This window comes from Streptomyces sp. NPDC048275 (genome assembly GCF_040652275.1).
Taxonomy (GTDB): domain Bacteria; phylum Actinomycetota; class Actinomycetes; order Streptomycetales; family Streptomycetaceae; genus Streptomyces.
On record NZ_JBEZLR010000136.1, the window covers coordinates 1 to 23,760 of the forward strand.

32 protein-coding genes and 2 tRNA genes are annotated in these 23,760 nt (G+C 69.0%); all 34 read right to left on the bottom strand.

The features are described from left to right. Positions 1–205: 205 nt before the first annotated feature. Complete coding sequence (locus tag AB0D57_RS43340) at positions 206–370, bottom strand: hypothetical protein (RefSeq protein WP_362087271.1); 165 nt, start codon at positions 368–370, stop codon at positions 206–208. Between the two features lie 337 nt (positions 371–707). Next, positions 708–908, bottom strand: a complete 201-nt coding sequence (locus AB0D57_RS43345) for a hypothetical protein (protein WP_362087274.1) — start codon at positions 906–908, stop codon at positions 708–710. Next, positions 905–1,288 (bottom strand): hypothetical protein, encoded by a 384-nt coding sequence (locus AB0D57_RS43350; RefSeq protein WP_362087277.1) that lies wholly within the window; start codon positions 1,286–1,288, stop codon positions 905–907. The genes AB0D57_RS43345 and AB0D57_RS43350 overlap by 4 nt, the downstream gene beginning before the upstream one ends. Positions 1,289–1,401: 113 nt before the next feature. Beyond that, positions 1,402–2,625, bottom strand: a complete 1,224-nt coding sequence (locus tag AB0D57_RS43355; RefSeq protein ID WP_362087280.1) for a hypothetical protein — start codon at positions 2,623–2,625, stop codon at positions 1,402–1,404. 9 nt (positions 2,626–2,634) lie between these two features. After that, positions 2,635–2,853, bottom strand: a complete 219-nt coding sequence (locus AB0D57_RS43360; protein ID WP_362087283.1) for a hypothetical protein — start codon at positions 2,851–2,853, stop codon at positions 2,635–2,637. Between the two features lie 119 nt (positions 2,854–2,972). Continuing rightward, a complete protein-coding gene (locus AB0D57_RS43365; RefSeq protein WP_362087286.1) occupies positions 2,973–3,851 on the bottom strand; it encodes a hypothetical protein in 879 nt (292 codons plus the stop codon). A gap of 106 nt (positions 3,852–3,957) precedes the next feature. Then, positions 3,958–4,242, bottom strand: a complete 285-nt coding sequence (locus AB0D57_RS43370; RefSeq protein WP_362087289.1) for a hypothetical protein — start codon at positions 4,240–4,242, stop codon at positions 3,958–3,960. A 175-nt stretch (positions 4,243–4,417) separates the two neighbouring features. Then, positions 4,418–5,470 carry a DUF4007 family protein gene (locus tag AB0D57_RS43375; RefSeq protein WP_362087292.1) on the bottom strand — a complete coding sequence of 351 codons (1,053 nt, stop codon included), beginning with the start codon at positions 5,468–5,470 and terminating at the stop codon, positions 4,418–4,420. 60 nt (positions 5,471–5,530) lie between these two features. Further along, positions 5,531–6,112: a WhiB family transcriptional regulator gene (locus AB0D57_RS43380; protein ID WP_362087295.1), complete on the bottom strand. Its 582-nt coding sequence runs from the start codon at positions 6,110–6,112 to the stop codon at positions 5,531–5,533. Between the two features lie 95 nt (positions 6,113–6,207). After that, on the bottom strand, positions 6,208–6,483 hold the full coding sequence (locus AB0D57_RS43385) for a hypothetical protein (protein WP_362087298.1): 276 nt from the start codon (positions 6,481–6,483) through the stop codon (positions 6,208–6,210). A 4-nt stretch (positions 6,484–6,487) separates the two neighbouring features. Then, positions 6,488–6,793: a hypothetical protein gene (locus AB0D57_RS43390; protein ID WP_362087301.1), complete on the bottom strand. Its 306-nt coding sequence runs from the start codon at positions 6,791–6,793 to the stop codon at positions 6,488–6,490. A gap of 17 nt (positions 6,794–6,810) precedes the next feature. Continuing rightward, positions 6,811–7,752: an ATP-binding protein gene (locus AB0D57_RS43395; RefSeq protein ID WP_362087304.1), complete on the bottom strand. Its 942-nt coding sequence runs from the start codon at positions 7,750–7,752 to the stop codon at positions 6,811–6,813. A gap of 17 nt (positions 7,753–7,769) precedes the next feature. Beyond that, positions 7,770–8,261 (bottom strand): single-stranded DNA-binding protein, encoded by a 492-nt coding sequence (gene ssb / locus AB0D57_RS43400; protein ID WP_362087307.1) that lies wholly within the window; start codon positions 8,259–8,261, stop codon positions 7,770–7,772. A 346-nt stretch (positions 8,262–8,607) separates the two neighbouring features. After that, positions 8,608–10,731 carry a hypothetical protein gene (locus tag AB0D57_RS43405; protein WP_362087310.1) on the bottom strand — a complete coding sequence of 708 codons (2,124 nt, stop codon included), beginning with the start codon at positions 10,729–10,731 and terminating at the stop codon, positions 8,608–8,610. Positions 10,732–11,090: 359 nt separating this feature from the next. Then, entirely contained in the window at positions 11,091–11,327 is a 237-nt protein-coding gene (locus AB0D57_RS43410; RefSeq protein ID WP_362087313.1) for a hypothetical protein, read from the bottom strand. Between the two features lie 2 nt (positions 11,328–11,329). Beyond that, positions 11,330–12,145: an N-6 DNA methylase gene (locus tag AB0D57_RS43415; protein WP_362087317.1), complete on the bottom strand. Its 816-nt coding sequence runs from the start codon at positions 12,143–12,145 to the stop codon at positions 11,330–11,332. 118 nt (positions 12,146–12,263) lie between these two features. Next, entirely contained in the window at positions 12,264–12,500 is a 237-nt protein-coding gene (locus AB0D57_RS43420; RefSeq protein WP_362087320.1) for a hypothetical protein, read from the bottom strand. 76 nt (positions 12,501–12,576) lie between these two features. After that, a complete protein-coding gene (locus AB0D57_RS43425; protein WP_362087323.1) occupies positions 12,577–14,142 on the bottom strand; it encodes a ParB N-terminal domain-containing protein in 1,566 nt (521 codons plus the stop codon). 65 nt (positions 14,143–14,207) lie between these two features. Further along, on the bottom strand, positions 14,208–14,516 hold the full coding sequence (locus tag AB0D57_RS43430) for a hypothetical protein (RefSeq protein WP_362087326.1): 309 nt from the start codon (positions 14,514–14,516) through the stop codon (positions 14,208–14,210). A 162-nt stretch (positions 14,517–14,678) separates the two neighbouring features. Continuing rightward, positions 14,679–15,143: a hypothetical protein gene (locus AB0D57_RS43435; RefSeq protein ID WP_362087329.1), complete on the bottom strand. Its 465-nt coding sequence runs from the start codon at positions 15,141–15,143 to the stop codon at positions 14,679–14,681. Between the two features lie 193 nt (positions 15,144–15,336). Next, positions 15,337–15,702, bottom strand: a complete 366-nt coding sequence (locus tag AB0D57_RS43440) for a DUF3846 domain-containing protein (RefSeq protein ID WP_362087332.1) — start codon at positions 15,700–15,702, stop codon at positions 15,337–15,339. 188 nt (positions 15,703–15,890) lie between these two features. After that, on the bottom strand, positions 15,891–16,526 hold the full coding sequence (locus AB0D57_RS43445; RefSeq protein ID WP_362087335.1) for a hypothetical protein: 636 nt from the start codon (positions 16,524–16,526) through the stop codon (positions 15,891–15,893). 138 nt (positions 16,527–16,664) lie between these two features. Further along, the gene (locus tag AB0D57_RS43450) at positions 16,665–16,835 is read right to left on the bottom strand and encodes a hypothetical protein (RefSeq protein WP_362087339.1); all 171 of its coding nucleotides are present in this window, start codon (positions 16,833–16,835) and stop codon (positions 16,665–16,667) included. Continuing rightward, positions 16,832–17,692 (bottom strand): hypothetical protein, encoded by an 861-nt coding sequence (locus AB0D57_RS43455; protein WP_362087342.1) that lies wholly within the window; start codon positions 17,690–17,692, stop codon positions 16,832–16,834. Before AB0D57_RS43455 ends, AB0D57_RS43450 begins: the two co-directional genes overlap by 4 nt. A gap of 268 nt (positions 17,693–17,960) precedes the next feature. Next, positions 17,961–18,311, bottom strand: a complete 351-nt coding sequence (locus AB0D57_RS43460) for a hypothetical protein (RefSeq protein WP_362087345.1) — start codon at positions 18,309–18,311, stop codon at positions 17,961–17,963. A gap of 92 nt (positions 18,312–18,403) precedes the next feature. After that, positions 18,404–18,478: transfer RNA gene (locus AB0D57_RS43465), tRNA-Ile, on the bottom strand. 93 nt (positions 18,479–18,571) lie between these two features. Further along, complete coding sequence (locus tag AB0D57_RS43470) at positions 18,572–18,808, bottom strand: hypothetical protein (protein ID WP_362087348.1); 237 nt, start codon at positions 18,806–18,808, stop codon at positions 18,572–18,574. A 34-nt stretch (positions 18,809–18,842) separates the two neighbouring features. After that, positions 18,843–18,913: transfer RNA gene (locus AB0D57_RS43475), tRNA-Leu, on the bottom strand. A 142-nt stretch (positions 18,914–19,055) separates the two neighbouring features. Continuing rightward, positions 19,056–19,319, bottom strand: coding sequence for a hypothetical protein (locus AB0D57_RS43480; RefSeq protein WP_362087351.1), 264 nt, complete (start codon positions 19,317–19,319; stop codon positions 19,056–19,058). Between the two features lie 122 nt (positions 19,320–19,441). Then, entirely contained in the window at positions 19,442–19,840 is a 399-nt protein-coding gene (locus AB0D57_RS43485) for a hypothetical protein (protein WP_362087354.1), read from the bottom strand. A gap of 272 nt (positions 19,841–20,112) precedes the next feature. Then, a complete protein-coding gene (locus AB0D57_RS43490) occupies positions 20,113–21,264 on the bottom strand; it encodes a DUF932 domain-containing protein (RefSeq protein WP_362087357.1) in 1,152 nt (383 codons plus the stop codon). Between the two features lie 382 nt (positions 21,265–21,646). After that, positions 21,647–21,868 carry a hypothetical protein gene (locus tag AB0D57_RS43495; RefSeq protein ID WP_362087360.1) on the bottom strand — a complete coding sequence of 74 codons (222 nt, stop codon included), beginning with the start codon at positions 21,866–21,868 and terminating at the stop codon, positions 21,647–21,649. 331 nt (positions 21,869–22,199) lie between these two features. Then, positions 22,200–22,325, bottom strand: a complete 126-nt coding sequence (locus AB0D57_RS43500; protein ID WP_362087363.1) for a hypothetical protein — start codon at positions 22,323–22,325, stop codon at positions 22,200–22,202. Positions 22,326–22,437: 112 nt separating this feature from the next. Next, the gene (locus AB0D57_RS43505) at positions 22,438–22,809 is read right to left on the bottom strand and encodes a hypothetical protein (protein ID WP_143644034.1); all 372 of its coding nucleotides are present in this window, start codon (positions 22,807–22,809) and stop codon (positions 22,438–22,440) included. Between the last annotated feature and the right edge of the window lie 951 nt (positions 22,810–23,760).

Genomic DNA, 23,760 nt, shown 5'->3' on the forward strand with positions numbered 1-23,760 from the left:
GTTTTGATCTAGACAGTCCAGATCATCGCAGGTGGGAGGCACCCTTCTTCCGCCGGAGCGTCAGGTCACGGCCTCAGCTGAACACATGAGGTCAGATCCTTCGGTAGATTGAAAAGTATGAACTACGTGAGCAGAGTCACGGTTTGCCTGACGCAGTGCCAACTCTGCGATCGTGCACCGTAATTGAGGTCATCGCGAGGTACACCTAGCCTGCGGCTGCGGTGGCAGTCGACAGGTCAGTGACCCAAGGGTGGGGTGGCTGAGAAGTCTGCCGCAGCCGGGCCAGGATCGCGCTGCCGCCCGCGCTGCTCGTTCCGCAGACGATGCCGTACGCGGTCGTCGTCGGCATCGCCATGAACGCGGCCTTCACCGCAGTCGACCTCGACCATCACCGGCATCACATACCGGACCCACCGCTTCGCCACCGGAGCCCCGTCCTTCGCATCACGTCGGGCGGCACGCTACCGGGGCCAGACCCACTCAGAGGTCAACCCCGGCACACTCCACCACTACGTGCGAAGCCCGCACCCGAGACGCCGGGAACGACCAGCTCAATCTGGGCTTTCTGCTTGGTTCCTACAACCAGCCGCAATTCGTGAACCACCTGTACGGGGTGCGTTCCGAACTTCTGCTGGGGGAGGGCACGGGTGAGGGGACCGGGTCGAGGATGCCCATAATCGAGGCGCCCACGAAGCGCAGCCAGGTCGTCATGTGTCGTCTCCGAACAGGGTTGGGATGGCGCGGAGTTCGTTCATCCACGCCAGGAGGCGGGGGCGGTTGGTGTCGGGCCCGAAGGCGAGGTAGGTGCCGTCGCAGCTGGTGCAGCCGAAGGCCTGTGCGAGGCGCAGCCGCCGGCGGGAGTTGACGCGGCCCATGTGGACGGCCAGTCCGCGCTCGCGGGCCTTCACAGCGAGGCGGTGGGCGGCCGGGCCGGTCTTCCAGGCCTGCTGCCAGCGAGGAACAGCACGTCGAAGGAGCCCCAGGGGATGAGGCCGTGCTCGCTGCCGTCCTGGGCAGCGAAGGCGACGGGGATGCCCAGGGTGCGGATCCGCGCCAGCCACGGCACCGACTCGGCGAGGGTGGCCACGGCGTCCATGGGGACGTCGGGGGCTACTGCCCACAGGCAGCTGCCTGGGCCGTAGCGGTCGACGGTCAGCCAGGCGAACCAGGCCTGCTCGCCGGGCCAGCCCTTGCCGAACTTGCCGTTGTCGCAGGCGTACAGGGCGCCGGGCGGGATCACGTTGCCCTGGGCCGGGGTCGTCATGCAGGCCAGCAGCCCGGCCTGCATGGCAGCCCGTATGTCAGCGCCGGACGGCGTTGCCAGGTACAGCACTGCGCGGGAGAAGGGACTGATGATCAGGGGATGGTCGTTCCGAGCGAGGGGGGTGAGGGTGCTTCGGTTCAGACGAGCGGGAGTTGGGCGGCAGAGCCCGAGATCAGGGCGTCCCAGAGCTGCTCGAAGTCCTTGTCCTGCTTGTTGATCACGCGGGCGGGGGCGGTGGCGAAGAGCTCCTCCGCCATCGGCCAGCCCTTTGCGCGAGGGCGGACCCAGGCCCGGGCGCGCCCGTACACCGGGTCGTGCTCGGCCTCGACGTGGTGCCGCCCGGAGATGGAGATCAGCCGCCGGGCGAGCTGCTGCGGGCGGCCGAGGTCGACGCGCTCGGTGGAGCGCTTCACCGGGCGCCGCCTGCCGTCCTCGGACAGCAGGAACAGGCGGCGCACGTGGTAGAGCGCCCACGGCATGTCGAGCTCGCGCTGGAACGCCTCCAGGCACGCCCGGTCCCGCGGCTGGGTCGGGTCGAAGAGTTCCAGGAGGGTCTTGCGGCCGTAGAGCTTCGCGTTCGGGTTGAGGCTCATCGCCGTGTACTCCAGGCGCAGCACCTCACCGGCGATGTCCGGGTGGGCGCGCATGCGCTCCATGTGGGCGGGCAGCGCGCCCATGGAGGTGGGGAAGCAGCAGAACGTGCAGTACGACTTCGGCCAGTGCAGGCCGAACCGCTTCAGGAGGTGATCCTCGACCTGCTGCCGACCCCACCCCCAGGACACAAGTGGGAACTCCCCGATACGTCCGGGCATCTTCGAGGTGACCTGGTCGCCGAAACGGCGGCCCTCCTCGTCGGCGTTGAAGCCGATGATCTGTCGGAACGGCCGGCCGCCGAAGACCTGGGTGAGCCACCAGTCGCCGACGTCGGCCTTCGCCCACAGGCTGCATTTGCGGGTGCCGGCCACCTGGGGCACCGTGCCGACGGACTCCTGGTCGTCCCACAGCGTCCACGGCCCACGCGCGAAGAGCTGCTCGGGGTGGCGGGAGTCGTCCAGGATCGTGAAGCCGTCGGACTGGAGGTGCCCGTTGCGCGCCAGTTGGACGAAGCGCACGCCGTTCTCGCGCAACAGCGGGAGCATGAACTCGTCGGCCAGGAGCCGGGTTTCGGGCCACTCGCTGCCGGTGGCCATGTAGAGGACGACGGTGCGGTCCAGGTCGATCCCGTGGGCGGCAGGGTCGGTGAGCATCCGCGCGATGTAGGCGGTGCTGTCCGCTCCCAGGCCCCAGTTGATGACGGTGTCGAGGTCGTCGTCGGCGGTGAAGTCGAGCAGTGACGGCGTGTACGCGGCAGCAGTGGGCACGGCGCGGCCTCACTTCTCGCCCGGACGGGCCGCGGCCGCGACGAGCACCCTGCCGTGAACGGGGGGCAGGGTCCAGGGCCGGGTTCGGGCGGCGGAAGGGCCGGGGACATAGGTGCCGTCGTCGCGCGCGCAGTGGTCGGTCGCCGGATCCCCGAGCATCTCGGCGACATCGGCGTGGTCGGGGCTGACGGGGATGGCCGACGCGAGGAAGGCGGCAGGGTGTTCCATGGGGATCTTCTCCAAGAGCCGTGCCCGGGCGTGGTCACGGGAACGGCGGCGTGTAGCGGTGGGACCTGTGGGTGGAGTCCGAGGCGCGGCCATAGGGAAATGAGGGCCCGCGCTTCGACTCAGATGGCGATGAGGCGCACGGTGTGGGCCACGAGGGCGGTCGCGGTGCTCTCGTCGAACGGCACGTCCCACCTGAGCTGGACGGTGGACGAGCCGTAGTCGCGGGAGCAGTCGCGGTGGATCAGGCTGCTGCTGCCGTCGTGCGCGAGTCTGGTGAGGGGAACACCGGGCAGACGCTCGGGGACCTCGGCATGCGGTCCGAGCGCGCCGGTCCGGGCAGGTCGGTCGGCGAGGTCGGCGGCCAGGTGCTGCAGGTGGTACGCCTCGTGGGCGCAGGACCCGTGGCAGGTCAACACGGCCAGACGCGGCTCGCCGGGCCCGCCATACAGCTCGTGCCGCATGCCGGCGCCGAGCTTCCTGCTGAGCACCACCGCGGCGTCCGCGGCGGGGTGGTCGCGCACGAGCCAGAACGCTTCGCCCTGCCCGTCCTGCCAGCACCAGCTGATCGTGTGGCCCGGGGTGTTCAGGATCTCCACCCATCCGGCCTCGAGCACCGGCGGCCCACCCCGCCAGGGGGACAACTCCAGCGAGCTGCGCCCGGACGCCGGATCGGCAAAGAGGGCTCCGGGAGTCAGCGGCCACGGCCGTACGCGGGCCAGGAGCAGCGGCATCCTGCCGGGCCAGTCGATTCCGCCCTCGCGCGCGAGGCGGCGGAGCTGCACAGGGCATGTCCCGCATGAGCCGGGACCGACGTAGCAGCGCCCGAACCCGCCCCACTGCTGACGGCCGGTCAACGCCTCGAACAGCGCGGCAAAATGCCTCGGCTGCCACCCGCACTGGTGACGCTGGTCGAAGTGGGCATTTAGGCTGAGCCGGTTCCAGCCCTGACCGTCCGGGCCTCTCAGACCATAGGTGGGCTGTTGCAGAAAGGTAGGCATGTGACGCCTCCGAAAGACGTGCAGAAGGAACAGGGCCTGGGGCGAAGGGGCGGCAGCGGGCACCATCCGGGGGCGGTGAGAGCCAGGTGGTGATGCGCGCCTGCGCTCAGGCCGGCGGGGACTTCTGGTGCGAGAATCCGGCGGCCTCGGCGGCCAGGTCGTCGGAGAGGTAGACGACGGACAAGCGGCCGGACAACAAGGTCATCGCACGCTGGACGCAGTCCTGTTCGGCGTCGGAGGACGTACCGGCGGGCACCCGGTGCACACCGAGGTCCTCGTCGTAGACGAACCCGGCCTGTTCCAGCAGGAGGACGGTGACGTCGTCGACGTGGCCGTCGGCCAGGACGCCGTGGACGGGATGCCTGCCGATGATCAGGTCGGGGCAGAACACGGTGCCGCCATCGAGGGCTTCCGGCGCGTCAGCCCGGGTGCTGGGAGGTTGATCATGGTGGTGCTCCGTGAGGCGCGGCCGCGGGAAGCGACCGCGCAGAGTCGATCCGAGATAAAGATGTTGTGGTGGGGGGACCGTGATCTCCGGCTAGCTGCCGGTGGAGTGGCGGGCCAGGTCAGCGGCTGTCCTGGGACGCCGGTTCGCCGAATGACAACTGTTCGACTGGACGCGCGTCTCCTGGCCGGGATCCGTGGGCGTCCTGTTCGGGGTGGACACCGACACGTTGCCGAACGCGCCCGTAGCTCTCGTCGAGGACATCCCAGGCCAGCGCCAGCGGGGGGCGGTTGAACGTGAGCACCTCGGTGCCGTCACCGGAGTCCGCTACGCCCAGCTGCGGGTGCCGCGTAGCGGCGGCCTGCAGCGCGCGCCGAAGGCTGCGCGGCTGGAGCCGCAGCACGCGCCCCGGCCCGGCGTCGTCGTGCAGGAGACGGCCGAGCGAGATACTGCCCGGGCCGGGTGTGGACCGTGAGGCGTACTCCAGGCAGGCATACGCCACCACCGCGGCCGGTGTCCTGACGCCGGCCGAAGGGCTCAGGCGGACCACGCCGTCGGGGGCGGCGCTCATCATGCCCAGGGCACTGAACGGGCGGTCGACCAGGTCCTCGAGCGTGGTGCGCGGCTGCTCATGGGCGCTGCCTGTGGTGTACATGCGGATCATGCAACTGATGTCGCGGTGGAGCGTGGCGGCTGTGGGAAGCCACCTCCAGTCTGCCGCGGCGGCCGCGCGCAGCATCCCCTCCCGCAGAGAGCCCGGCTCCAGCCGGGCGAACGGCGACAGGCAGAAGGTGTAGAACCAGGCGGGCACCAGGCAGGGCGGAGCCAGCAGCCACCAGTGCAGCAGGAACAGGCTGCCGTCCTGCTCCAGGTAGGGGTCGGCCCCGTCTTCGTCGAGCAGCCACCGGCCCCGTGCGGTAGGAGTCACGTCGATGGCTGTGCCGGGCCCATGGCGGATCTCGTCGGTGAGTTTGAACGCCGATGACCAGAACCGCATGGAGGCCACCGCGCTCTTGCCGGCACCGAGTTCGACGATCGCGCGGGCTGTTGCGAACACGCGTGGGTTGTCCAGCACGGCCAGGTGCGTCTTGAGGAGCCAGCCGTAGCGGGGGGAGTAGGAGCCGTGCCGGGCGTGGACCGGTGCGACGTAGGACGGGAAGGTCGGCGTAGGCATCGAAGTCTCCTGCGGGAAGCGGGAAGCGGGAAGCGGGAAGCGGGAAGCGGGAAGTGGCAGTCAGGGGGCGCTGCGCGGTTTCGGTGGCCGATGGCGGCCACTCATGGGGGCCTTGCCAGCGAGGGCGAGTTCGAGGAGGCGCCGGTTGTAGGCGCGGCGCTGGGGTGTGAGCGGTTCACGCCACGGCTCGTAGGGCTGCGGCGGGGTGGGGATGAGCTCCAGCTCCAGGCGGGCGAGCATCTGCTCCCGGATCGTGGGCGGCACGGTGCGTGCTGTCTGCTGCTGCTCGCGTCGGCGGTCCTGGTCAGCCACGAGCCCGACCCAGTCGTCACCGAGGCGCTGCACGAGCCCGTTGCGCAGCGCGCCGCGCTTGCCGGGGGTGGTTGCCGCCCACACACCTCTGCGGGTCAGCGACGGGTTGGCCAGCGCCCATTTCAGACAGCCCTGGACGACGGGACAGCCGGAGCAGGCGAGCTTGGCCCTGGCGATGGTCTTCGTCCGCTGAAGTCGGTCGGCGACCTCTTCGAAGGCGAACTGCGCCGGGTCGTCCTGGCAGGGAGTGGGGCGGTCGGTGTGGGGAAAGGGAATGCGCACGTCCGCGAGTGCGGAGACGGTATCCGGTGTGCGGACACGGCTTTTCATGAGATGCCCTCCAACAGGGCCGTGAGGGTGGTTCGTTGTGGGGCGGCGACCAGGTCCGGGGCGCCGGGGGAGTGCGGGGAACGGCGCACGAGGGGTCAGCTCCACTCGTCCCGGGCAAGGCGGCTCACCAGGTCGGCGTAGGTGTCGCCCTCGTAGCCCAGGGGAAGGCCTCGCTTGCGCCGCTCGACGTTCGCTGCCCTGACACAGAAGTGGCAGGCCGGTTCTCGGACCGCGTGATGCCGTCGGCCGGGCTCGGGGTACCAGCCGGTCTCGGTGTCGACCAGGACCGACACCACACGCTCCGGGTCGTACATGAACGGTCGCCCGCAGTTGACGCAGGGGCTCATCGCGACGGGGTGTTCGTGGGCCACGGCGTCATGCCTCTTCGAGGCCGGGGTGCCAGCGGAATGTGTCGGCCGAGAGCACCTCGGGGTCGTTCGGGTCCCGGTAGTGGCTGTCCTGTGGCTCGTTGTCGGCTACGGAGTGGGCGTCGATCCATTCGTCGGCGGCCTGTTCGGCGCCGAGCGTGCGCAGCAGGCTGGCGAGTACGTCTACTTCCTCGCAGTTCAGGAGGGGGGCGATGTCGGCGGTGAGGGTGCCGCACCAGGTGTCGGCGAAGTCGTGGCCGAGGCTGCTGGGGATGGTGGTCTGCTGGTGGGCGGCGGTGGGGGTGTCGTTCATGTCGTTTTCCGGGGCGTTCAGGCGGGTGGGGCCGGCGGATCCGGCTGGGGTGCGGGGGCGAAGGCGCGCAGCTGCTTGCCGCGGTTCGTGACGAGCTCGGCGAGCGTGATGGGTTGGTCGTGGAGGTCGAGTGCGGCCAAGCCCGCTGCGCGGGCGGTGACGATCTCCGACCAGAGCTCACGCAGGCTGTCGACCGTGGCGTCCGGGTCGCGGGCGCGATCGATGAATGACCGTTGGGGCCAGTTGGGGACACCGTCGTCGGCCCAGGCGAGGATGGTGCGGCCGAGGTCCTCGCCGGGCTGTTCGATGACCTCTCCGGCTAGTGCGGGGATACGGCTCTTGCCGAAGTACGCGGTGGCGACCGGGCCGAGTGTGCCCACCGCGTCGAAGCCGTACTCGATGTCTGCTCGTTGCTCGGGCCGGACGCTGATCCGGCGGGCGTACTGGCGGCCGCGAGGGTCGGTTTCGATGACGGTGTCGGTCCGGGCCCTGAGGGTGACGATGACGTGCCCGGGGTAGGCGGCCAGGGCCTCGGTGACGGTGCGGTCCTCCGGCCGGTACTTCGACCATCCGGCGTTGGTGCCGCCGTATCCGGCCCGGGCCTCGCCGTTGACCTTGTCGAGCATGCCGCCCTCGCCGCTCCAGAAGGCGCTGTAGGTGTCGACGATCAGCACGGGGTAGCCGCGCATGGCGGCGCGGGCGAGGGCCGCGAACAGTGACCTGGGGTCGTAGCGGGTGAACTCCTGGGTGTGGAAGGGCACACGGTCGGCGTACTTGGCTGCCATCCCGCGTTCGGTGTCGATGAGCGCGATCGGTTCGCCGAGCTCGGCGGCGACCAGTAGGGAGGTCAGGGTGCGGCCGGACCCGGAAGGGCCTTCGAAGGCCAGGCGGACCGGTCGGGATTCCTTGACCGCGGGCCGGAATTCCGGCATCGGGGTCAGGGAGCTGCCACTGGACACGGGGATCTCCAGGGACGTCAGCGGATGCGGGCCCAGCCGCCGTGTCGCTGTGAGCGGGACCGTCGCTCGTGTTCCGGCGCGCCCTGGGCTGCGGCAGGTGCTGCTTGGGGCGGTGCGGGTGCGGTGGGTCGGGCCAGCGCGGGCGGGAGGGTGCTGTCGGTGTAGGCGATGCGGTGACGCAGGCTCAGCCCGACGTCGTCGGCGTCGAGATCGAACACGGTGCGCTTGATGCCTTCGCGGTCGGTGTAGGAGCGCTGGCGCAGGCGGCCCTGGACGATGACGTGCATGCCGCGCTGCAGGCACTCGCAGACGTGCTCGGCAACGTGCCGCCACACCGTGCAGGTGATGAACAGTGATTCGCTGTCGGTCCACTGGCCGGTGCTGCGGTCGTAGACCCGTGGCGTTGATGCGACCCGGAAGCGGGCGACGGGCGTGCCCTTTTCGGTGAACCGGATTTCGGGGTCGGCGACCAGGTTTCCGGTGACGGTGACGATGGTCTCGCCGGTCATGGCGGCCCTCAGTTCCGGGAGCGGCGGCGGGCGCCGTCCTGCGTGGACCCGCTGGCGGAGGGGACGGGGTCGGGTGTGGGCACGGGGTCACTCCTGTCTCGTGTGGTTCGGCGCAGGGAGGGTGTCAACCTCCCTGTATATTCGATACTAGATACTTAATGGGTGAGATGCAAGCGGACCCCATCCCGCCAGGTGGGGATTTCTACAGGTCAGGGAGAGGCAAGCCTGTCGTGCCGGCCCGGAGGCCGCTCGGCGCGCACCGGCGCCGGCTGCTTGCCCGCCCCACCGGCCGGGCCGCCCTCGAAGGACCGCACATCCCGGACCGGCGGCAGACGGGTCTGTCCTCTCAGCAGTTGAGCCGCTGCTTCTCCGCGTTGAGGAGTTCGATCACCGGGCGGAGCCAAGAACCCTCCGCGTCGTAGGGCGTACGCCCTTGAGACATGGCCTGGATGGCGTCGGCCTGCGCTGCGTAGGGTCCGCCGAGAGCCCGCAGGTCGGAAATGACCTTCGGTATGTGGGTGCTCAGGGGTTTCCTCCAGGGACGGTTGGCCGGACTGGTGCCCTTCCGGGCGTTGTAGAGGGGGCCTTCGACGGCGATGTGTCCGAGGTAGAGCACTGGTGCGTGAATGCCGAGGAGTTCGGCGAGTGCGCAGGCCCTGCGGTAGTCGGGGATGCAGGTGAACCCGCCGGATCGGCGGTAGCCGGTGGGGTGCGGGTTCGCAATCAACCGCCATTGCGTCATGGTCCAGGCGACCCTGGCCAAGGCCTTCTCGGCCGTGCGATTACCGCGTTCCGCCATGACGGCGGCCATGCGCTGCTCGGAGAGTTCGGCCAGCAGGCGGCGTGGTTCGGGGGCTGCTTCCAGCCGCTTGGCCCTGCGGACCTGGCTGATGGTCGGCTGGGCTTGGCGAAGACCGGTCAGATCCGAACAGTCGGCCAGGTAGGCGCCGGACGGCAGCGAGACGTGCTGCCACGCCTCGGCGTCGAGGAGCGGGAAGCGGCGCGGCTCGGGAGCCATGAGCAGCCGCAGGAGGCTGCCGCCCATGGCGTCCATGGCCAGCTCGAACCCCTCGCTGCGGTCGGATGAACTGAGGTTGCCCTCCCTGGCCGCCCGCCGGTGGCCGCCTTCGTGGAACACCACGCGCAACGTTGTATCCAGGTCATCCAGGGTGCTCTCCTTGATGCCCAGCACGTCGGTGGCGGCCTCGTAGATGCCGCTGGAGCAGTAGAGCGCCGAAGCCTCGTCCTCCCGGTAGACCCTGACCTTTCCGAGTGAGTCCAGGCCGAAGACGCTGCGGAAGACCGCACAGGCCAGGTCCAGCGTGCGGCGCCGCTCGGCGTAGACGTCGCCGTGCTTCACCCACTGCGTCTTGGGGTACTGGCGCTGATGGTGCGCCACGGCCTCCCGTACGGGCCTGATGCCGAGCAGGCGCATCAGGGCGCCGTGCATATGACGGTTCAGCCTGCTGGTGACGCATGTGACGCCTCGGCCTTGCAGATGAAGTTCGTCCTCGACCACGGTGCCCGCAGCATTGTGGTAGACCTCGTCGTCGTTCCACAGGGTCTGGGCGTGATCGCGGAAGGCGCGGCGGACGGCGAAGTCGGTGACCGAGTCGAAGTAGGTCTCGGCGGCCGACAGGCGCGGGCCGTTCAACGCGCGGTCGACGAACCGTGCGATGACGGCGGGGTCGGTGCTGGCTGCGAGAGCACTGCGGATGTGGGTCTCGAGTGCGGCTCCGTCGACGATCGTGCGGTCACGGTTCTGTTCGCCCTTGGCTGTGGCCAGGGGGAGGTCGTAGCTGGCGGCCAGCCGGGTGTCGGTGGAGACGAGGATGCCGCCGACGAAGATGCGTCCCGGCTGACCGTCCAGAATGATCTCTGCGTGGTCCTGCGGGGGTCGGTAGGCGGGGTTGCTGAGGTAGCGGACCCGGCTGATGGCTTCTTCGGCAACCTTCCGCGAGCAGAGGACGCTGATGAGAGTGCCGTGCTGCCGGTTGGTGGACCAGTACTCGTAGTGCAGAACCAGGCTCTGATGGCTTTCGTCAAGGCCGGGGACGTCGGTGAGGTACGTGCTCGGTTTCAGGACTGGCATGAAGCTGTAGCCGACCGTGTCGAACTGGACCGTGCCGATCTTCGGGTCGCGGGCGAGGACGAGCGCTGCGAGCTTCTTGCCTTCCCCGAACTGGCCGATCTGCTGGCTGGTCTTCCGGGAAGCACCCAGGAGCAGTCCGGTGCGGGGGATGCCGGGCCCCTGGTCGTGGATGGTCAGAACGCCGTCGCTCCAGGCCACTTCGGTGTGCGGGTCTTCGTCCAGCGCGTTGGCGATCAGCTCCACGAGGGCGCGCTCGGACGTCCAGTCCTTCACGTAGTCCTCGGCGATGGGGTAGGGCAGTTCTCTGACCTGCTCGGGACGAGGTTGAACAGTGGTCTGCCGTCGGTCGGCGGCGGGCGCGCATGCAGAGGTGGGCATGACGAATTCCTCAGGCTGGGCGAGTGATCCCGGGGCGCCCGTGGCGCGGCCCTCCCCGAAGAGAGGTGGGTGAGGGCCGCGTCTGTTGAGGGCGCTGCCGGACGGGATGCGTGCTTGCGTAGCGGCTCGGCGGTGGGCTGCCGGTATGCGGCCGTCGTTCGGCACGTCGACGCTGCCCCGCAGGCGGGGCACTTCACCAGCGGCTAATTCGATACTAGATAAAAGCAACTGGAATTGCAAGCGGATCCCGAGGCCGCATCCCCTACCGCGGCTGCGATCCGGTGCAGGTCAGGGCCTTGGGCGCGGCGCGTGTCCGCTCGTCAGCGGCCCTTCGGGATGCCTGCGAACTGCCGTACAGCTCAGTGGACTTCCGGGCCCGCCGACGGGCGGAGGTTCAGGCCGGGCTGCGGGCGCCGCACCTGATCTGCACTGCCGTCGACGTCGAAATGCAGTTCGGAAAACCACTGGGACAGCACAGCGACAACCTCGCCGCCGTTCCAGTCGCCGGAGCTCTCCTCGATGTCCTTGATCCGGCTGAACAGATCGGCGATCGCGGCACCTTCATGTGTGGCCTGATCGAATGAGGGTGAGGGCATGGTCAGGACACCTTTGCTGGGCCGGGGCCGCGCGAGATCAGGTCCTCCACCTCGGAGATGGCCTCGTAGGTGGCGGCGATCGTCTGGGCGCGGCCGATGAGCTCGTCGCGGCGAGCGAAGATTGCCGTCCGCTCCGCGAGGGCCCGTTCGGTGCCGTCGCCTTCATGCAGGGTGTCGGTGCAGGAGATCAGCACACGGCGACCGAGGTCCCACACGACCGCATTGACGGCGCAGCAGGCCGAGGAGATGGGGTCGAGATCGTTCATGGCCCACACGTAGGCGCGCGGATCGCGGCCGCTCTCACGCAGGTACTGGGCGGCAGCTCGAACGAGGCCGCCGGTGCCGGCCGCCGGTTCACCCAGCCATGCCCCCTCGGGGAGGTCCTCCCCGGACAACGTCATGCAGGCCATCAGGTCGCACATCTCCGGCGGAGTATGGACCTGGCCGAGCGCCTCCCGCGCGCCACGGGAGCGCAGTTCGGTGACGAGGAAGCCAAGCACGTCGGTTTCCGATCGCCAGGACGGGTCCGCATCTGCCGTCAGCTCCAGCAATCCGGTCTCCAGCGCGGCACGGGTGACCGCGTGGACGGCAGCGAGCCGATTCGTGCTCTGCTCCTCCTCGTCGAGCCACCCTCGCAGCGGATGCGCCCACTCGACCAGCTCCGGACGACTGATCCACAACAGACCCCACACGCGCCGGTAGAGGTCGAGCAACTCCTGCGGGCCGAAGGTCAGGAGGTGTCCCGTGAGATCCGGACCGTCGTCCGTCTGGCGCAGCAGGGAGAGGACTGCGACCCGCTGGGGTATCGCGGGATTCATGGAGAGGTCGATCTTTCACAGGCTGATCGGACCCGGCCGGGCACGGGGCGTGCCCGGCCGGGTCGCAGGGTGAGGGGTTGGGGGCCGGTCAGGCGCTGGGTGCGTCTGTGACCGGCAATCAGGGACGGGCACGGTCCCCCGAATCGCGCTGCGGCGGCCGTCCTGGCGTCCGCGCGCGTCTGCGTCGGCGTGGGCGCTGGTTGCGCTCGGGCGTGAGATGCCAGCCGTCGCAGATCCCGCATTTGCGGTAGCCGCGCGTCGACTTGCCGCGGGCACGGGTGGCTCCGAAGGCTGCGCGAGCGGCCGCGCGGTCGGGGTAGCGCCGTCGTCCCGACGGACAGATGTCGTCGGACACGACGTACTCCTTGGCTGTGGGGGAGGCGAGAGGGCCGGGCGCAGCACCGCTGCTCGGAGTGCTGCACCCGGCAGGCTCAGGCGGCCAGGTCGGCGGCCTGGGCCTCGTCGTCGGGCTGGGGCAGGTACTTGGTGACGGCGAGTTCCTCCACGTCGGACAGCCGGTAGCCCTCCGCCTTCAGGCACAGCAGGTAGGCGGCCTGGTGGCGGCTGAGGCCCTGCCACGCCTTCGGCTCGCGCATGCTGTACTCGAACGCGGCGGCCACCTGCGCGAACACCTGGTGCCATCCCTTGGTCTTGCCCTGGCGGCTGACCAGGTCGTCGAACGGATCTCCCTCACGGCTGTACTGGGATGTGTCGGCGTTGGGGTCCGGGACCCCGAGGAACTGGGCGACGGCCTCGGTCTCGCCCTTCTCGCACCACTTCGCGTACAGGTAGGGCGGGCTCATCACCGTGCGCAGGGCGAACTGACGCACGGGCTCGGGCAGGGACTTTCCCTTGCACAGCCGCCTCACGAAGTCCTCGCGGACCGTCCGCGCGGTCTTCCACGCCTTGTTGCCCGCGATGGTCCGCGCCCGCGCCTCCTTCTCCTCCTCGCTCATGGACTGCTTGGCCTGCTTGGCTCCGGGGCGCAGCTTGTGCCCGTACTTGGCGGGGTCGGAGCAGTACCAGACGGGCTGGAACTCCTCATCCAGGCGGGCGGCATGGCCGGAGCAGTAGGCGTGCTTGTCCGGCGTGAGCGGCGCGCCCAGGGGCGTGCGCAGCTCGGTCAGCGGCCGGGAGGTGTCCTTCGTCCCCCAAGGGAAGTAGTCGGGCAGCAGCGGGACATCGGCCTTTTCCAGTGCGTCCAGTGCCGTCTGCCGGGCTTCGGTGTCGGCCTTGGCCTGCCGGAGCTGGGCCAGGGCCTGGTCCCAGTGACCGCGCCCGCCGCCTTCTTCGGCAGTGTCTTTGGCGTGAGCGTCCTCCAGCACCTGAACGGCCCGGGAGACGTCGCTGACTTCGGCCATTTCAGCCATCTGCATCAGGTCGAAGCCCTGGACGCTTGCCCGGTGGAGCTGGGCGTCGTCCAGGCGGGCGGCCTCGCGCGCCGCGCGCAGCTCGGCCCGCTTGATCTTCAGGGCGCGGGCCATCGTCTCGCGCTGCTCCTCGCTCACGTCGATGAGCGCCAGCGTCTCGATGGCCTTGACCCGGTCGCGGTCGTGCATCTGCTCGCGGTGATCGTTCTCGATCAGCGACAGCAGGTGCGTCATGGCGTCGTTGCCCACCAGGTCGGCCCGGATGATCGTGGGGATCTTGCGTGCGGGCCTGCCCTCGGCCTTGGCCGTGGCATTGGCGTCCTGCTGGGCCTGTGCGCGCCGCCATCCCTTGAACGCGCCGTAGGTTCCGTTTTCCTGCGGCCGGACGTGGATGGGGTCCTGTACGCCGAGTTCGGCCACCGATGCCTTGAGGTCGTCGTCCGGTTCGGTGTCGGTGGTCCGGGCGTTGTAGTCGTCGCGCACGATCAGGGCTGGGTCGAGGCGGACGATCTGGTCGTGGGCTTCTTCGACGGCCGACGGCTCAGGCTGCGGGGTCTTCAGGGGCGCGGCAGAGGCGGCTTTGGCGGGGGTCGTCGTGGTCTTCTTCGCCGGGGAGTCGCTGGACATGGGGGTACTCCTGTGCTGGTGGTGCTTGGCGGGCCGGGCATGTCCCGGCCCGTCCGGTCGGCCGGTCAGGCCGTGGGGCGGTCGTCGACTGTGATGACCATGCGGGTGACGGGTCCGCTGGCGTCGGTCTGGGAAAGCAGCAGTCCAAGGACTGCGCGCACGAGTGAGCACGTGGTCTTGGACGGCTGGCGGTGACCGGTCTGCTCGGCAGCGGTGCGGATCAGCTCGTCGGTGGCGTCGTCGGGCGTGTAGGCGAGCCCATGGCGCAGCGCGTGATCGGCGAGCCGGAGCGCCTTCATCGCGCGGCGGGTGGCGCGATAGCGGGCCTTGGGCCAGCCGGTGGGAAAGGGAGTGGGATCTTCGGCACGCGACATGGCGGTGCGTTCCTCTCGGGCAGTGAGATCACGGCGCGCAGGCTGGGTGCCGACGACACCGTATCTACTTCGATACTAGATAATAAATGCCGGAAAGGCAAGTGTTCACCTCCTTCTCGTGGTGGTGCTGGAGGGTCGGCGAGCGGGGCGTGCTCGCGGCGCTCAGTGGCCGCTGTCGCCTGAAGCGGTCGGGAGCGGGGTGCCCGCCTGGTAGTCCGTGCCCGGCTCGGGCGGGATCGGGTCGCCAGTGGCGAGGTCGGTGCAGTACGCCGCGAACACGTCGGCCGCTGCCATGGGTTGGGGCCACCCGTTGGTGACGGACCAGCCGCGCAGTACGGATGTGCTGTCGGTGGTGTGCGTGCGCGTGAAGATGGTCGCGTCCCGGAAGGCGATGGAGGTCTGCGCCAGGAGGTGACAGAACATCAACCAGCCTTCGTAGTCGGCGTTCGCCTGGTCCTGGTCGTCGGGAGTGCATTCGACGGTCGCCGAGGCGGAGGCGAAGCTCCCGAGGGGGGTATGAGCGCTGCACACCAGGTGATGGCGTCCTGGTCCGAGGGCATCCAGCAGCGCCCCGAATGCCTGGGCTGCGGTCTCGAACGGATCGGGCAGGGTGGTGGGGTCGGGCATGGCAGGTACTCCGGAGACTAAGTGGCCGGGGGTGCCGGCGGTACGGCGCGGTGCCGAGCCGGACCCCTTGGTGAGTCGGTGGGTGGAAGGCCCGTCCCGCAGGAGCCATGCGCGCACGGCCGGGAGAAGACTGTGCGGGTGTCGGCTCCTGCAAGGTCCTGGTGGAGCGTCCGGTGGCTGGGGCCCGGTGCTGTCACAGGTCTTCCAAGGTGAGCAGCAGGCCGATGAGCTGCTGCCTCAGCAGCGGGAGGGTGTTGCCTTCCGCGTCGGGCCCTCCGGTGAGCAGGACGGGGCCGTGATAGTGCTGGTGCGTGAAGCCGAACCGCCGGGCGAGAGCCGTTGCGGCGGGATTCACCGGGTGGTTGTACATGCCTTCGTCGTCAATCCACATGTCCCACTGGCGGGTCAGGGAGACGACGTCGAATCGGTCGCATCGCAGGGCCGCGCGCAGCACTGCACGGCGCTCGGCGCTGGATTCGCTGTCATGGCCGAACGGCAGATCGATTTCGACGAGTTGTGCGCCGCAGGTCAGGAGCAGGGCGGAGGGGGGCTTGGTCAAGGGTGCTTCTCGTGCTCGCTGCGTAGGAGGTGGTCGGCCCGGCACGCGGGAGCGCGGGTGCGGTTCGAGGGGCGACCGCACGAGGCTCGACCGCGGGCCGGGCCGTGGGCGGCCGGGCCCCAAACGAAGGGAACGGGCCCGGCCGGTCTGTGACTCGCGCCGTGTCGCGGTGACCGGCGCGGGGCGCGTCAGGTCACGGGGGGCCCGTAGGTGCGGAACCCGCCGTGCCTGGCGGCATGCTTGAGGTAGTCGATCCACTCGGGCCACCAGTCGGCGTCTTCGATGACCTCCGAAAGGAGCGCGGGGTTCGTGGCCCTGCTGGCCTCGTACGCCGTGAGAGCTGCATGGATCTCTCCGGGGGTGACGGTCCAGCCCTCGTCGCCGCCGAGCTTGTGGGCCGCGATGCCCTCGGGCTGCGGCGGTGCCCAGGACAGCCGCTCCTCAAGAGCCTTGCGGTACCGCTGCACCTGCGCCGGAGCCGCGTTCCCTGCCGGGGCGAGAACGGCCTCCCCGGCGGTGGTCCCGTATTCCTCGGGCGCGGGGCGGTCCGGTGGCTGCGCGGCAACCAGCATGCCGAAGTGGTCCATGAGCGCCCGGCACTCACTCATCGCCCAGGTCGTCAGGTAGAAGTGCGTGGTGCGGACCGCCTCCATCGCGTCGTAGGCGCTGGTGACCTTCACCTGGACGGCCTGATACTCCGGGTGGCCATACGGGAGGTCGAGACCGTCGCGGTGCTCCACGGCCGCGTCGAACGACCTGCTGGCTGCTTCGTAGGCTGCGTCCTCGCCCTCTGGGGAGCGTACGAGGTACATGTCGTAGCCCATGCCTGGGACTTCCCTTCGTGCGGATTCGGCGCCTGCCAGGACGTCACTCCGGGCAAGTTCGATACTAGATTAACAAGTGTTGCCGGTCGGGTATTCCCTGGATGGCGGCGGCGAGTTGTTCAGAGGGAGGGGCGCAGGTCACCGATTCCTCCGCGCCTTCTCGGCCGCACGCTCGGCCTCGCGGCGTGCGTCGGCGGCGGTGTATCCGGTCGTGCACCATGGACGGCAGAGCTGGCCAGGCGGCGCGTCGCAGGTCTCGCACGTGTCGTCGAAGTCCTCGGGGCGCCACGGCCGCAGCGAGCTGCTCATGCCGGGGAGTTCCTGCTGTGCGCGGTCAACGGGGTATCGACAGCAGGGTGCTGCCGGGCGGCGGGGCCGCGGGTTCGCCTGCGCGGCCGCTGCTGGGCGCGCAGGGACGCGATCTCGTTGCGGAGGCGACCGACGCGATCGCGCTCCTCGCGGCCCGCGCGCTCGGCGTACTCGGCGTATGCGGGCAGGTAGTCGGCGCGGCGCGCGAGCGACCCTCGGTAGTTCATCAGCACCAACGTCAGGACCGGGTGCGGACGGGCGGTGAGCCACCGGGCGGCCGTCCACCAGCTGGAGACGGCGGTGCGGGCGTCGCGGCGGTGGGCCTGAGCCTTGCGCTCGAAGCATGCTGCCTCAGCCTCGCCCCGACGCATCGACCAGTCGAGGAAGCGCAGCAGGCCGGGGGTCTCACGCTCACGGGAGGCGTCCAGCAGACGGTGAAGGTCGGGCCGGTGAGCGACGTCCTCGGCGCAGGCCCGCATGACCAGGGCGAGGGTCTCGCCCGTCGTGGGGGCAGGGGCGTTTCCGGCCGCTGACTCCACGGGGGTCATCGCGGCGTGCTGGTACGGGTAATCGGCGTCTGTCCACCGCACCAGGCCACCGGTGTAGCCGGTCGCGCTGCCGCGCCTGCGCGGCAGGGACTCGGCCGGCGCGGTTGCTTCCATGGCGTTGACGGAGCCGAGGCTCACGCGCAGCGCGGTGAACTGGTCCCAGTGGCGCGGATGATGGGTGCCGGCCACGTGCACGCAGCCGCGCAGCGCGCCCGTCAGGGCGTACACGACGGCGTCTTTGCCCCGTGGCTGGGCGGTGGCGCGCACCGTGCCGGACGGTGTGTCGATAGTGAGGATGTCGGCGGTCACGATCAGAACTCCCGGCGGTCGGAGGGAACATGGGGCGGTGGGCGGGTCCGCCGCCCCGCGCAACGTGTGGGCCGGCGGGGCGGCGGATCGGCGGCCAGTGACGAGCTGGCCGGTTGGCCGCGCCCGCTCGCCGGGGCGGGAACGGCGTCGGGGAGGCCGGCCCCAGCGGTCCCCGCAGCCTGCGGGGACCGCTGGGGCCCGGCAGCCGGAAGCGAGTCGGTGCGCTGTGGCGCGGGTCGCATGTCCGGCTGCCGGGGGCTTGGGGGAGTCAGCGTCCGGCGATCTCGCGGAGGCGGGTGAGGAGCGCTTCGGCGGTTCCGTGGAACGAGGCGGTGTCGGGGAGGTCGAGCGCCTCCGCTGCAACCTCCTCGGTCAGGCGGTCCACGCCGTCCTTGTAGGCGTAGGTCCTGGGCCCGAGCGTCCAGCCGGTGAGGTGCGCAACCCAGCCGCCGCCGCACATCGTTGTGCCGCACGAGGGCTCGGTCTCGGGGTCGAGCCACCTGCCATCCGGCGTGAACAGCCAGGAGTTCATGTCGAATGCCTCGGGGTGGGTGTCGATGGCGTCGAGGACGGCGGCGGCCACCTCGGCGGGGGTGCTGGGGTAGGTGGTCTTCGGCATGGTCAACTCCGGTTTTCGGGAACGTCGGCGGAGGGTGCAGGTCGCGGGCGGTGGCCGCCGTGAGGCGTACGCCCTTGACTGGGTGGTTCGCGTAGTGCTGGTGGGACTCGAACCCACGACCTCAACGGCTTATAAGACCGGCGCTCTACCAACTGAGCTACAGCACCTCGGCGGTGAGGTGTGCGGGCCGCGCCCCGGTAGGGCGGGGCGCGGCCCTGGAAGCGGCCGGGGCGCGCGGGGAGGAAGGCCCCGGCCGCTGGTCAGGTGGACAGGATTCGTCTCAGCGTCTCGTCGATCAGCGCTGCCGCCTCGTCGTCGGGCATGTCGTCGAGCCTGGCGAGCGCCTCGAAGTCGATCTCGACGTCCAGGTCCGCGACCTGCTTCTCAGCGATGACGAACTCGATCACTTCCTGCGCGCTGGCACGTTCGCGGCCCTTCGGGGCTGAGCCAGGGGCCGTGGGCTGGGATGCGGTGTTCTGGTGGTCGTCGGCGGTCATATCTCCTCCGTCGTGGGGCGGTTGGGGCGGCGTGTGGACCCGACCGTCGAACTGGCGGCGCTATGCGCTTTTAAGGCGCTGGCTCTGCCACTGAGCTACGGGTCCTTGAGGCGGGCCGCCGCCCCGGTGCCGGGGAATCCGGGGCGGCGGCCCTGGGAGCGGCCATGCGCGGGGGAGACGCTTGGCCGCTGGTCTGGTCAGTCCCGGCGTGACGCTGGGCAAGGTTGGCCAGTCACCGCGCGGGCAGTCAGAGGTTGTGCTGGAAGCGGTAGTGCCTGACGAGTTCGATTGCGGCGTCGCGGACGGCTCCGCGTTCGGTCTTGCCGGTGTTGCGGGCCTTGGTGTAGGCGACAGAGGCGCGGACGACCGATCCGGGCCGGATCAGCCGCAGGTTGACGATCTCGTGGCCGTGCCCCGGCAAGTCTTGCTTGGTGATGTCGTGGATGGCCGCAGCGATGGCGTGCGCGACGGCGTTCTCGTCGGTGATCGGTACCGGGTCGGTGTCAGCCATGGTCACGTTCCTTTGAGTCCCTGACGGGGGCCTTGGGTGGCCGCCGCCCCCAGACGGGCAGAGGGGCGGCGGCCAGGCGTGGGGGAGAGGACTGGCCGCCGGACTGGGGTGCGCAGCAGGGGCTACGCCGGGGCGGACGTCGGAACCGGGAATGCCGTTCGGTAAGTGACGGAAGGCGTCTCCGGACCAAGCGTTTCGTGGAAGGCGTCGCGGACCTGGTCGGCGGTGAGCGGCCTGAGCGCATGGCCGTCGACCATCCAGCCGCGTACGGTTTCCTCGCCTGTCGGCGATGTCGTGCCGAGTACGACGCTGCCCTTGGCGACGATGAAGCCGAGTGCCACGACTTCTGTGACTGCAGCCGCATCGGCAAAGACGCCGCTCCATAGAGCGTCAGTGCCTTCCCCGATGACGTCGAACCAGGCGTAGGCGATGACGGGCTCAGCGTTGCTCGGATGGACAGCGGTGGTGATCAGGTGCCTTCCGGGACCTGCCGTCTTCATCAGATCGGTGACGGTTTCCACGGCGTGCGCGGTGACCGGTGCCAGGCGTTCCCGGGCCTGGCTGGATGAAAGGTTATTGGGGCCCATGGGGCGTTTCCCCTCGTGTTGTTTCGGCGACAGTTGAGGGCGTCACCCCTCAACCGCTAATCTCGATACTAGATAATAATCGCCTCGAAGTCAAGCCCTGCCGGTTTCGTCGCGGGCGTCTGGGAGCGGCACCTGAGTGCCGCTCCCAGACTGCCGTTCCGGCGGGAGCGGGAGGCCGCCGCGCTCCCGCCGGGGCTTGCTGACGGCTATGCCGCTGCGGCGATGCTCATGGCGGAAAGGGCCTGCGTCTCCAGCTCGTAGGCTGCATCCCCGTCATCGAGGGTCTGCGCGGTAGCGGTGATGGCCTGTATGATCCCGCCCGCCGTGGTCTGGCCACTCTTGATGAAGTGGCTGAACACGGAGTCGCGCACACTGTCGGAGAACCGTAGTTGCTTTGCCACCAGTTCCACGGTCTCGGCCGGGCTGGTGATCTCGCAGCCTGCTTCCCGCTGGATGTCGGCAAGCTTCCGCTCGACGTAGTCGCGGTTCATGAACGTTGCGACGGCGTCACGGGTCTGAGCGCTGATCAGCGAGAGATTCTTCTCCTGGGTGTCCTGGGAGAACTCGACGATTCCCTCTGCCATCTGTGCACCGAGGTGCACCTTGCCGAACGCGTCTTTCGTGATCGTCATACCGTTGCCGCACACCTGCACAACGATGCGGGGCGTGATCGCGTACTTGCCGGTGCCAACCTCGCTGTTGGTGAGAACGAACCCGGCCGAGACAACGGGCAACTGATCGCCCGTCTGCCCGGTGAACGGCGACCGGTACCCGCGCAGCAGCTCGGGAGCAAGCGCGGCGACGTGCTCGGACTCCACCCGAACGATCATGCGCCGTTGCGTGAGGTCGGCGCCCGTGATCTTCACGGGGTGTCCCGACTCCCGGATGCCCGCCAGTACGGCGGTGAGCATGTCCAGATGGTCAATGATCTTGTAACCGTTGGAGAGCCATGCACGCAGTACGCCCGGCTCGCCCTTGAAGGTGCGGAGCAGGAAACGGCGGGTGGGGTCCTTCTGCAGCCAGCCATTGACGTTGAGGTCGTACAGGTCGACTGCTTCGGCGCGCATACGGCGCAGGTAGGCGGTAGGGATTTTGAGCTTGTCGGCAATCCCCTCGTCGGCCACGGCGGTGGGGCGGTAGGCCCCATCGGCGCGTGTCACGCCGCTGGGCGTCAGTACCGGCTCCACGCCGATCACGGTGAGGTTGCCGTCAACTGCGGTGATGGCAGAGGCAGGGGCCACCATGTCGATCTTGGCGTCCTGGTCCCGCTCCAAGGTCTGGAGCAGGTCCTTAAAGGATGCGTTGCGGGTGTCTGTCACCGCGGCGCGCGCGGTGCTCTGGTTGGTCTCGTGAGCCACTAGGGCTCCCTTCGTGTGGTTCGGCGTTCCACCGGCGTCACCCGGTGTACTTCGATACTAGATAAAAACGTTCAGAAATGCAAGCCCTACGAGTCGCTCGCAGCTGGGGGCGGTGGGCGGTGGGGGCGGTGGGCGGTCGGGGTGGTCCCTGCGTTGGTTGGCCATCGGAATGCGAGGCATGGGCATGCCCTGGGGAGGAGGCGGCTCGTGCTCGCCCCCGGGCCTCGGTCCCGGCCCGCCGGGCCGGCGCGGGCGCCCGATGACTTCGCCAGCTCCGATGCGGCCTGGTGCCGGGTGGCCATGGTGGCCACCCGGGCCCTATTAGCGGCCTGGCGGTCCGCCGGACGGCTGTGCGGGGCCGTCCGGCGGCGCCTGCGCGTGGTCAGTGCCCCCCAAGGGTGAGCACCTCGGCGATCTTCTCGGCCCAGTGGAATTGCTCGAAGAGAGCGAGCGGCACGAGGGCGAACAGACCAGCCAAGAGGTAGTCACCTCCCTTGGCCCATGCATGGTGGGCGGTGTGCCGAACGTCCCCGTACCAACGGACGTCGATCTCAACGCGGGCGTCGAACATCCGCGGGTGGAACTCGCGGTGAACGCGCCCCATACGCGGGTGAGTCCGCGTGACGTGCACACGATGCCCGTCCGGGTGAGGCATGAGCCGTTCGAAGCGCCACGCTTGCCCTGCGGACGGTCCCGACGCCATGCGCAGTAAGGCGCCTTGGGCTATCTCCGCCCCGGTCTCGCTGTTGACCAGTCGCATGATCGTGCCTCCAGTTCGATCATGTGCCCGCGATGATCAATCGCGGGGGGCTCCCCTACGGAACCAAGAGGGCACACGGGGCGGGCCCCGTGTGCCCGATGGCTCTAACAGGGGGCAGACTTCAGGGGTTGGGGCGCTCGTACACGAAATGCCATTCGGCCTTGGGGGCGGAACATCATTTCCCCTTGATGATGCGGGCGATTGCCTTGGCGATGTTCTCGCTCTGGCCTCGGGCGCGGCCCTTGCTGTACGCGTAGCAAGCCACTACGGCGACAAGCAGAATGGTGACGTTCAGGCTCATGACTTCCTCGCTGACCGGGTGCGGCCTCCCGTTGGGGAGGATTGGGGGCCTTGTGGCCTGGCCTCCCGAACGGGGGCGCAGATGGGATGCGGCCCCCGTTCGGGAGTGTCTGTTACGAGATGCCGTAGAGCAGATCTCCAGGGGAGTCACCCCACCGCTTCATGCCGTCTACGCGGTGCGGGTGGAAAGGGGCCCAATACGTCGGCGGCACTCGGAGGAATTCGCGAGCCTCGTGCAGCTCAATTTCCATGATCTTGCCGAGAATTCGGCGGTAAAGTTCCACATCGTCACAGTCCGCGACAACGATGGGAAACTCGGCGTACGTGGTGATTTTCTCCGGGTAGCCTTCCGGTGCCAAATTCCGCTCTGACCTGTGCGCGGGGAATGTGAACCTGACTTTCACCGTGCCCTCGAACCGGTGGGTGTGGTCGTCGGCGTCGATTGTCCAACCCGGCTTGTAGATCAGCTGATTGATCAGCTGCACTGCTGACGCTGCCTCCATTACGGGGCTTCCCTTCGTGTTCGGCGTGGCTGCTCCGGCGTCACCCGGAACAACTTGTTGATTCGATACTAGATACTCTTGCGCATGATCACAACCCCCGTGAGCAGGGAAAACGCAACCTGATCGAGCGTCACCCTGTGACAACTCGCGCATCAAACGGCGCGGCCACTACTGCGCCGCCTCCTGCACCAACTGATGCTGAACGCTTCCCGCATCTCGGCCATCGCCCCTGGTGGGCCTGTACGGCTCGTGTGGTCGGGTTGGTGACATCCCCTCTGCTGCCGCTGCTCCCTGCCCAAGGAGAGAAGAGAAGGGGGCGGGGTGGGCGGTGGTCGGCGCGGCGGCGTCGGGGATCGGGCGCGGGGGTGTCTTGCTGCGCGTCGGCTCCGCCGTCGCGCTCGCCACACCCCGGGCTGGTCTCGTCGGTTGTCGCTTTCGTCTCTGGCCCGTTCTGCCGGAGGCAGGCTCAACCCTCAATTCCTCGACTCTCAACGGGGGATCGGGCCCCGGAGGGGCCCTATTGCCCTCCTTTTGTATTCCGTGATTTACTTTTCGTCACGGAATACAATTCAAGTCTCCTCGGTTTTAAGGGAATCGGAGATTCCCCCTGAACTCAATCTCGAGAAAGGGAGCATGACGAACACTCAACTCAAACCCGAACTCTCCACCCCCACAATCAAAATCAGCACCCGAATTTGTGCCGGAGGCACAAACCCTCTCCGCCCGTCTTTCCGTGCCGGAGGCACGCAGGGTTATGGAATGGCCGGAGGCCAATTCCATAACCCACCGCCGGAGGCGGGCAATTCGCGCGGGGACGCGCGAAACGAGCGAAGCGAGTACCGCCCGCAAGGTCGCCCTCGCGCACATCGGCGCCGGTGACTACCAGGCCGCTGTCGACATCATGGAGCGGGTGCACATCCCGGTCGACGAGGC

Coding starts and splice junctions, on each gene's coding strand:
- AB0D57_RS43350 (WP_362087277.1), bottom strand. CDS start 1,288: ATGCAGGCCGGGCTGCTGGCCTGCATGACGACCCCGGCCCAGGGCAAC.
- AB0D57_RS43360 (WP_362087283.1), bottom strand. CDS start 2,853: ATGGAACACCCTGCCGCCTTCCTCGCGTCGGCCATCCCCGTCAGCCCC.
- AB0D57_RS43365 (WP_362087286.1), bottom strand. CDS start 3,851: ATGCCTACCTTTCTGCAACAGCCCACCTATGGTCTGAGAGGCCCGGAC.
- AB0D57_RS43375 (WP_362087292.1), bottom strand. CDS start 5,470: ATGCCTACGCCGACCTTCCCGTCCTACGTCGCACCGGTCCACGCCCGG.
- AB0D57_RS43380 (WP_362087295.1), bottom strand. CDS start 6,112: ATGAAAAGCCGTGTCCGCACACCGGATACCGTCTCCGCACTCGCGGAC.
- AB0D57_RS43390 (WP_362087301.1), bottom strand. CDS start 6,793: ATGAACGACACCCCCACCGCCGCCCACCAGCAGACCACCATCCCCAGC.
- ssb (WP_362087307.1), bottom strand. CDS start 8,261: ATGACCGGCGAGACCATCGTCACCGTCACCGGAAACCTGGTCGCCGAC.
- AB0D57_RS43405 (WP_362087310.1), bottom strand. CDS start 10,731: ATGCCCACCTCTGCATGCGCGCCCGCCGCCGACCGACGGCAGACCACT.
- AB0D57_RS43410 (WP_362087313.1), bottom strand. CDS start 11,327: ATGCCCTCACCCTCATTCGATCAGGCCACACATGAAGGTGCCGCGATC.
- AB0D57_RS43415 (WP_362087317.1), bottom strand. CDS start 12,145: ATGAATCCCGCGATACCCCAGCGGGTCGCAGTCCTCTCCCTGCTGCGC.
- AB0D57_RS43425 (WP_362087323.1), bottom strand. CDS start 14,142: ATGTCCAGCGACTCCCCGGCGAAGAAGACCACGACGACCCCCGCCAAA.
- AB0D57_RS43430 (WP_362087326.1), bottom strand. CDS start 14,516: ATGTCGCGTGCCGAAGATCCCACTCCCTTTCCCACCGGCTGGCCCAAG.
- AB0D57_RS43435 (WP_362087329.1), bottom strand. CDS start 15,143: ATGCCCGACCCCACCACCCTGCCCGATCCGTTCGAGACCGCAGCCCAG.
- AB0D57_RS43445 (WP_362087335.1), bottom strand. CDS start 16,526: ATGGGCTACGACATGTACCTCGTACGCTCCCCAGAGGGCGAGGACGCA.
- AB0D57_RS43450 (WP_362087339.1), bottom strand. CDS start 16,835: ATGAGCAGCTCGCTGCGGCCGTGGCGCCCCGAGGACTTCGACGACACG.
- AB0D57_RS43460 (WP_362087345.1), bottom strand. CDS start 18,311: ATGCCGAAGACCACCTACCCCAGCACCCCCGCCGAGGTGGCCGCCGCC.
- AB0D57_RS43470 (WP_362087348.1), bottom strand. CDS start 18,808: ATGACCGCCGACGACCACCAGAACACCGCATCCCAGCCCACGGCCCCT.
- AB0D57_RS43480 (WP_362087351.1), bottom strand. CDS start 19,319: ATGGCTGACACCGACCCGGTACCGATCACCGACGAGAACGCCGTCGCG.
- AB0D57_RS43495 (WP_362087360.1), bottom strand. CDS start 21,868: ATGGGGCGCGTTCACCGCGAGTTCCACCCGCGGATGTTCGACGCCCGC.
- AB0D57_RS43500 (WP_362087363.1), bottom strand. CDS start 22,325: ATGAGCCTGAACGTCACCATTCTGCTTGTCGCCGTAGTGGCTTGCTAC.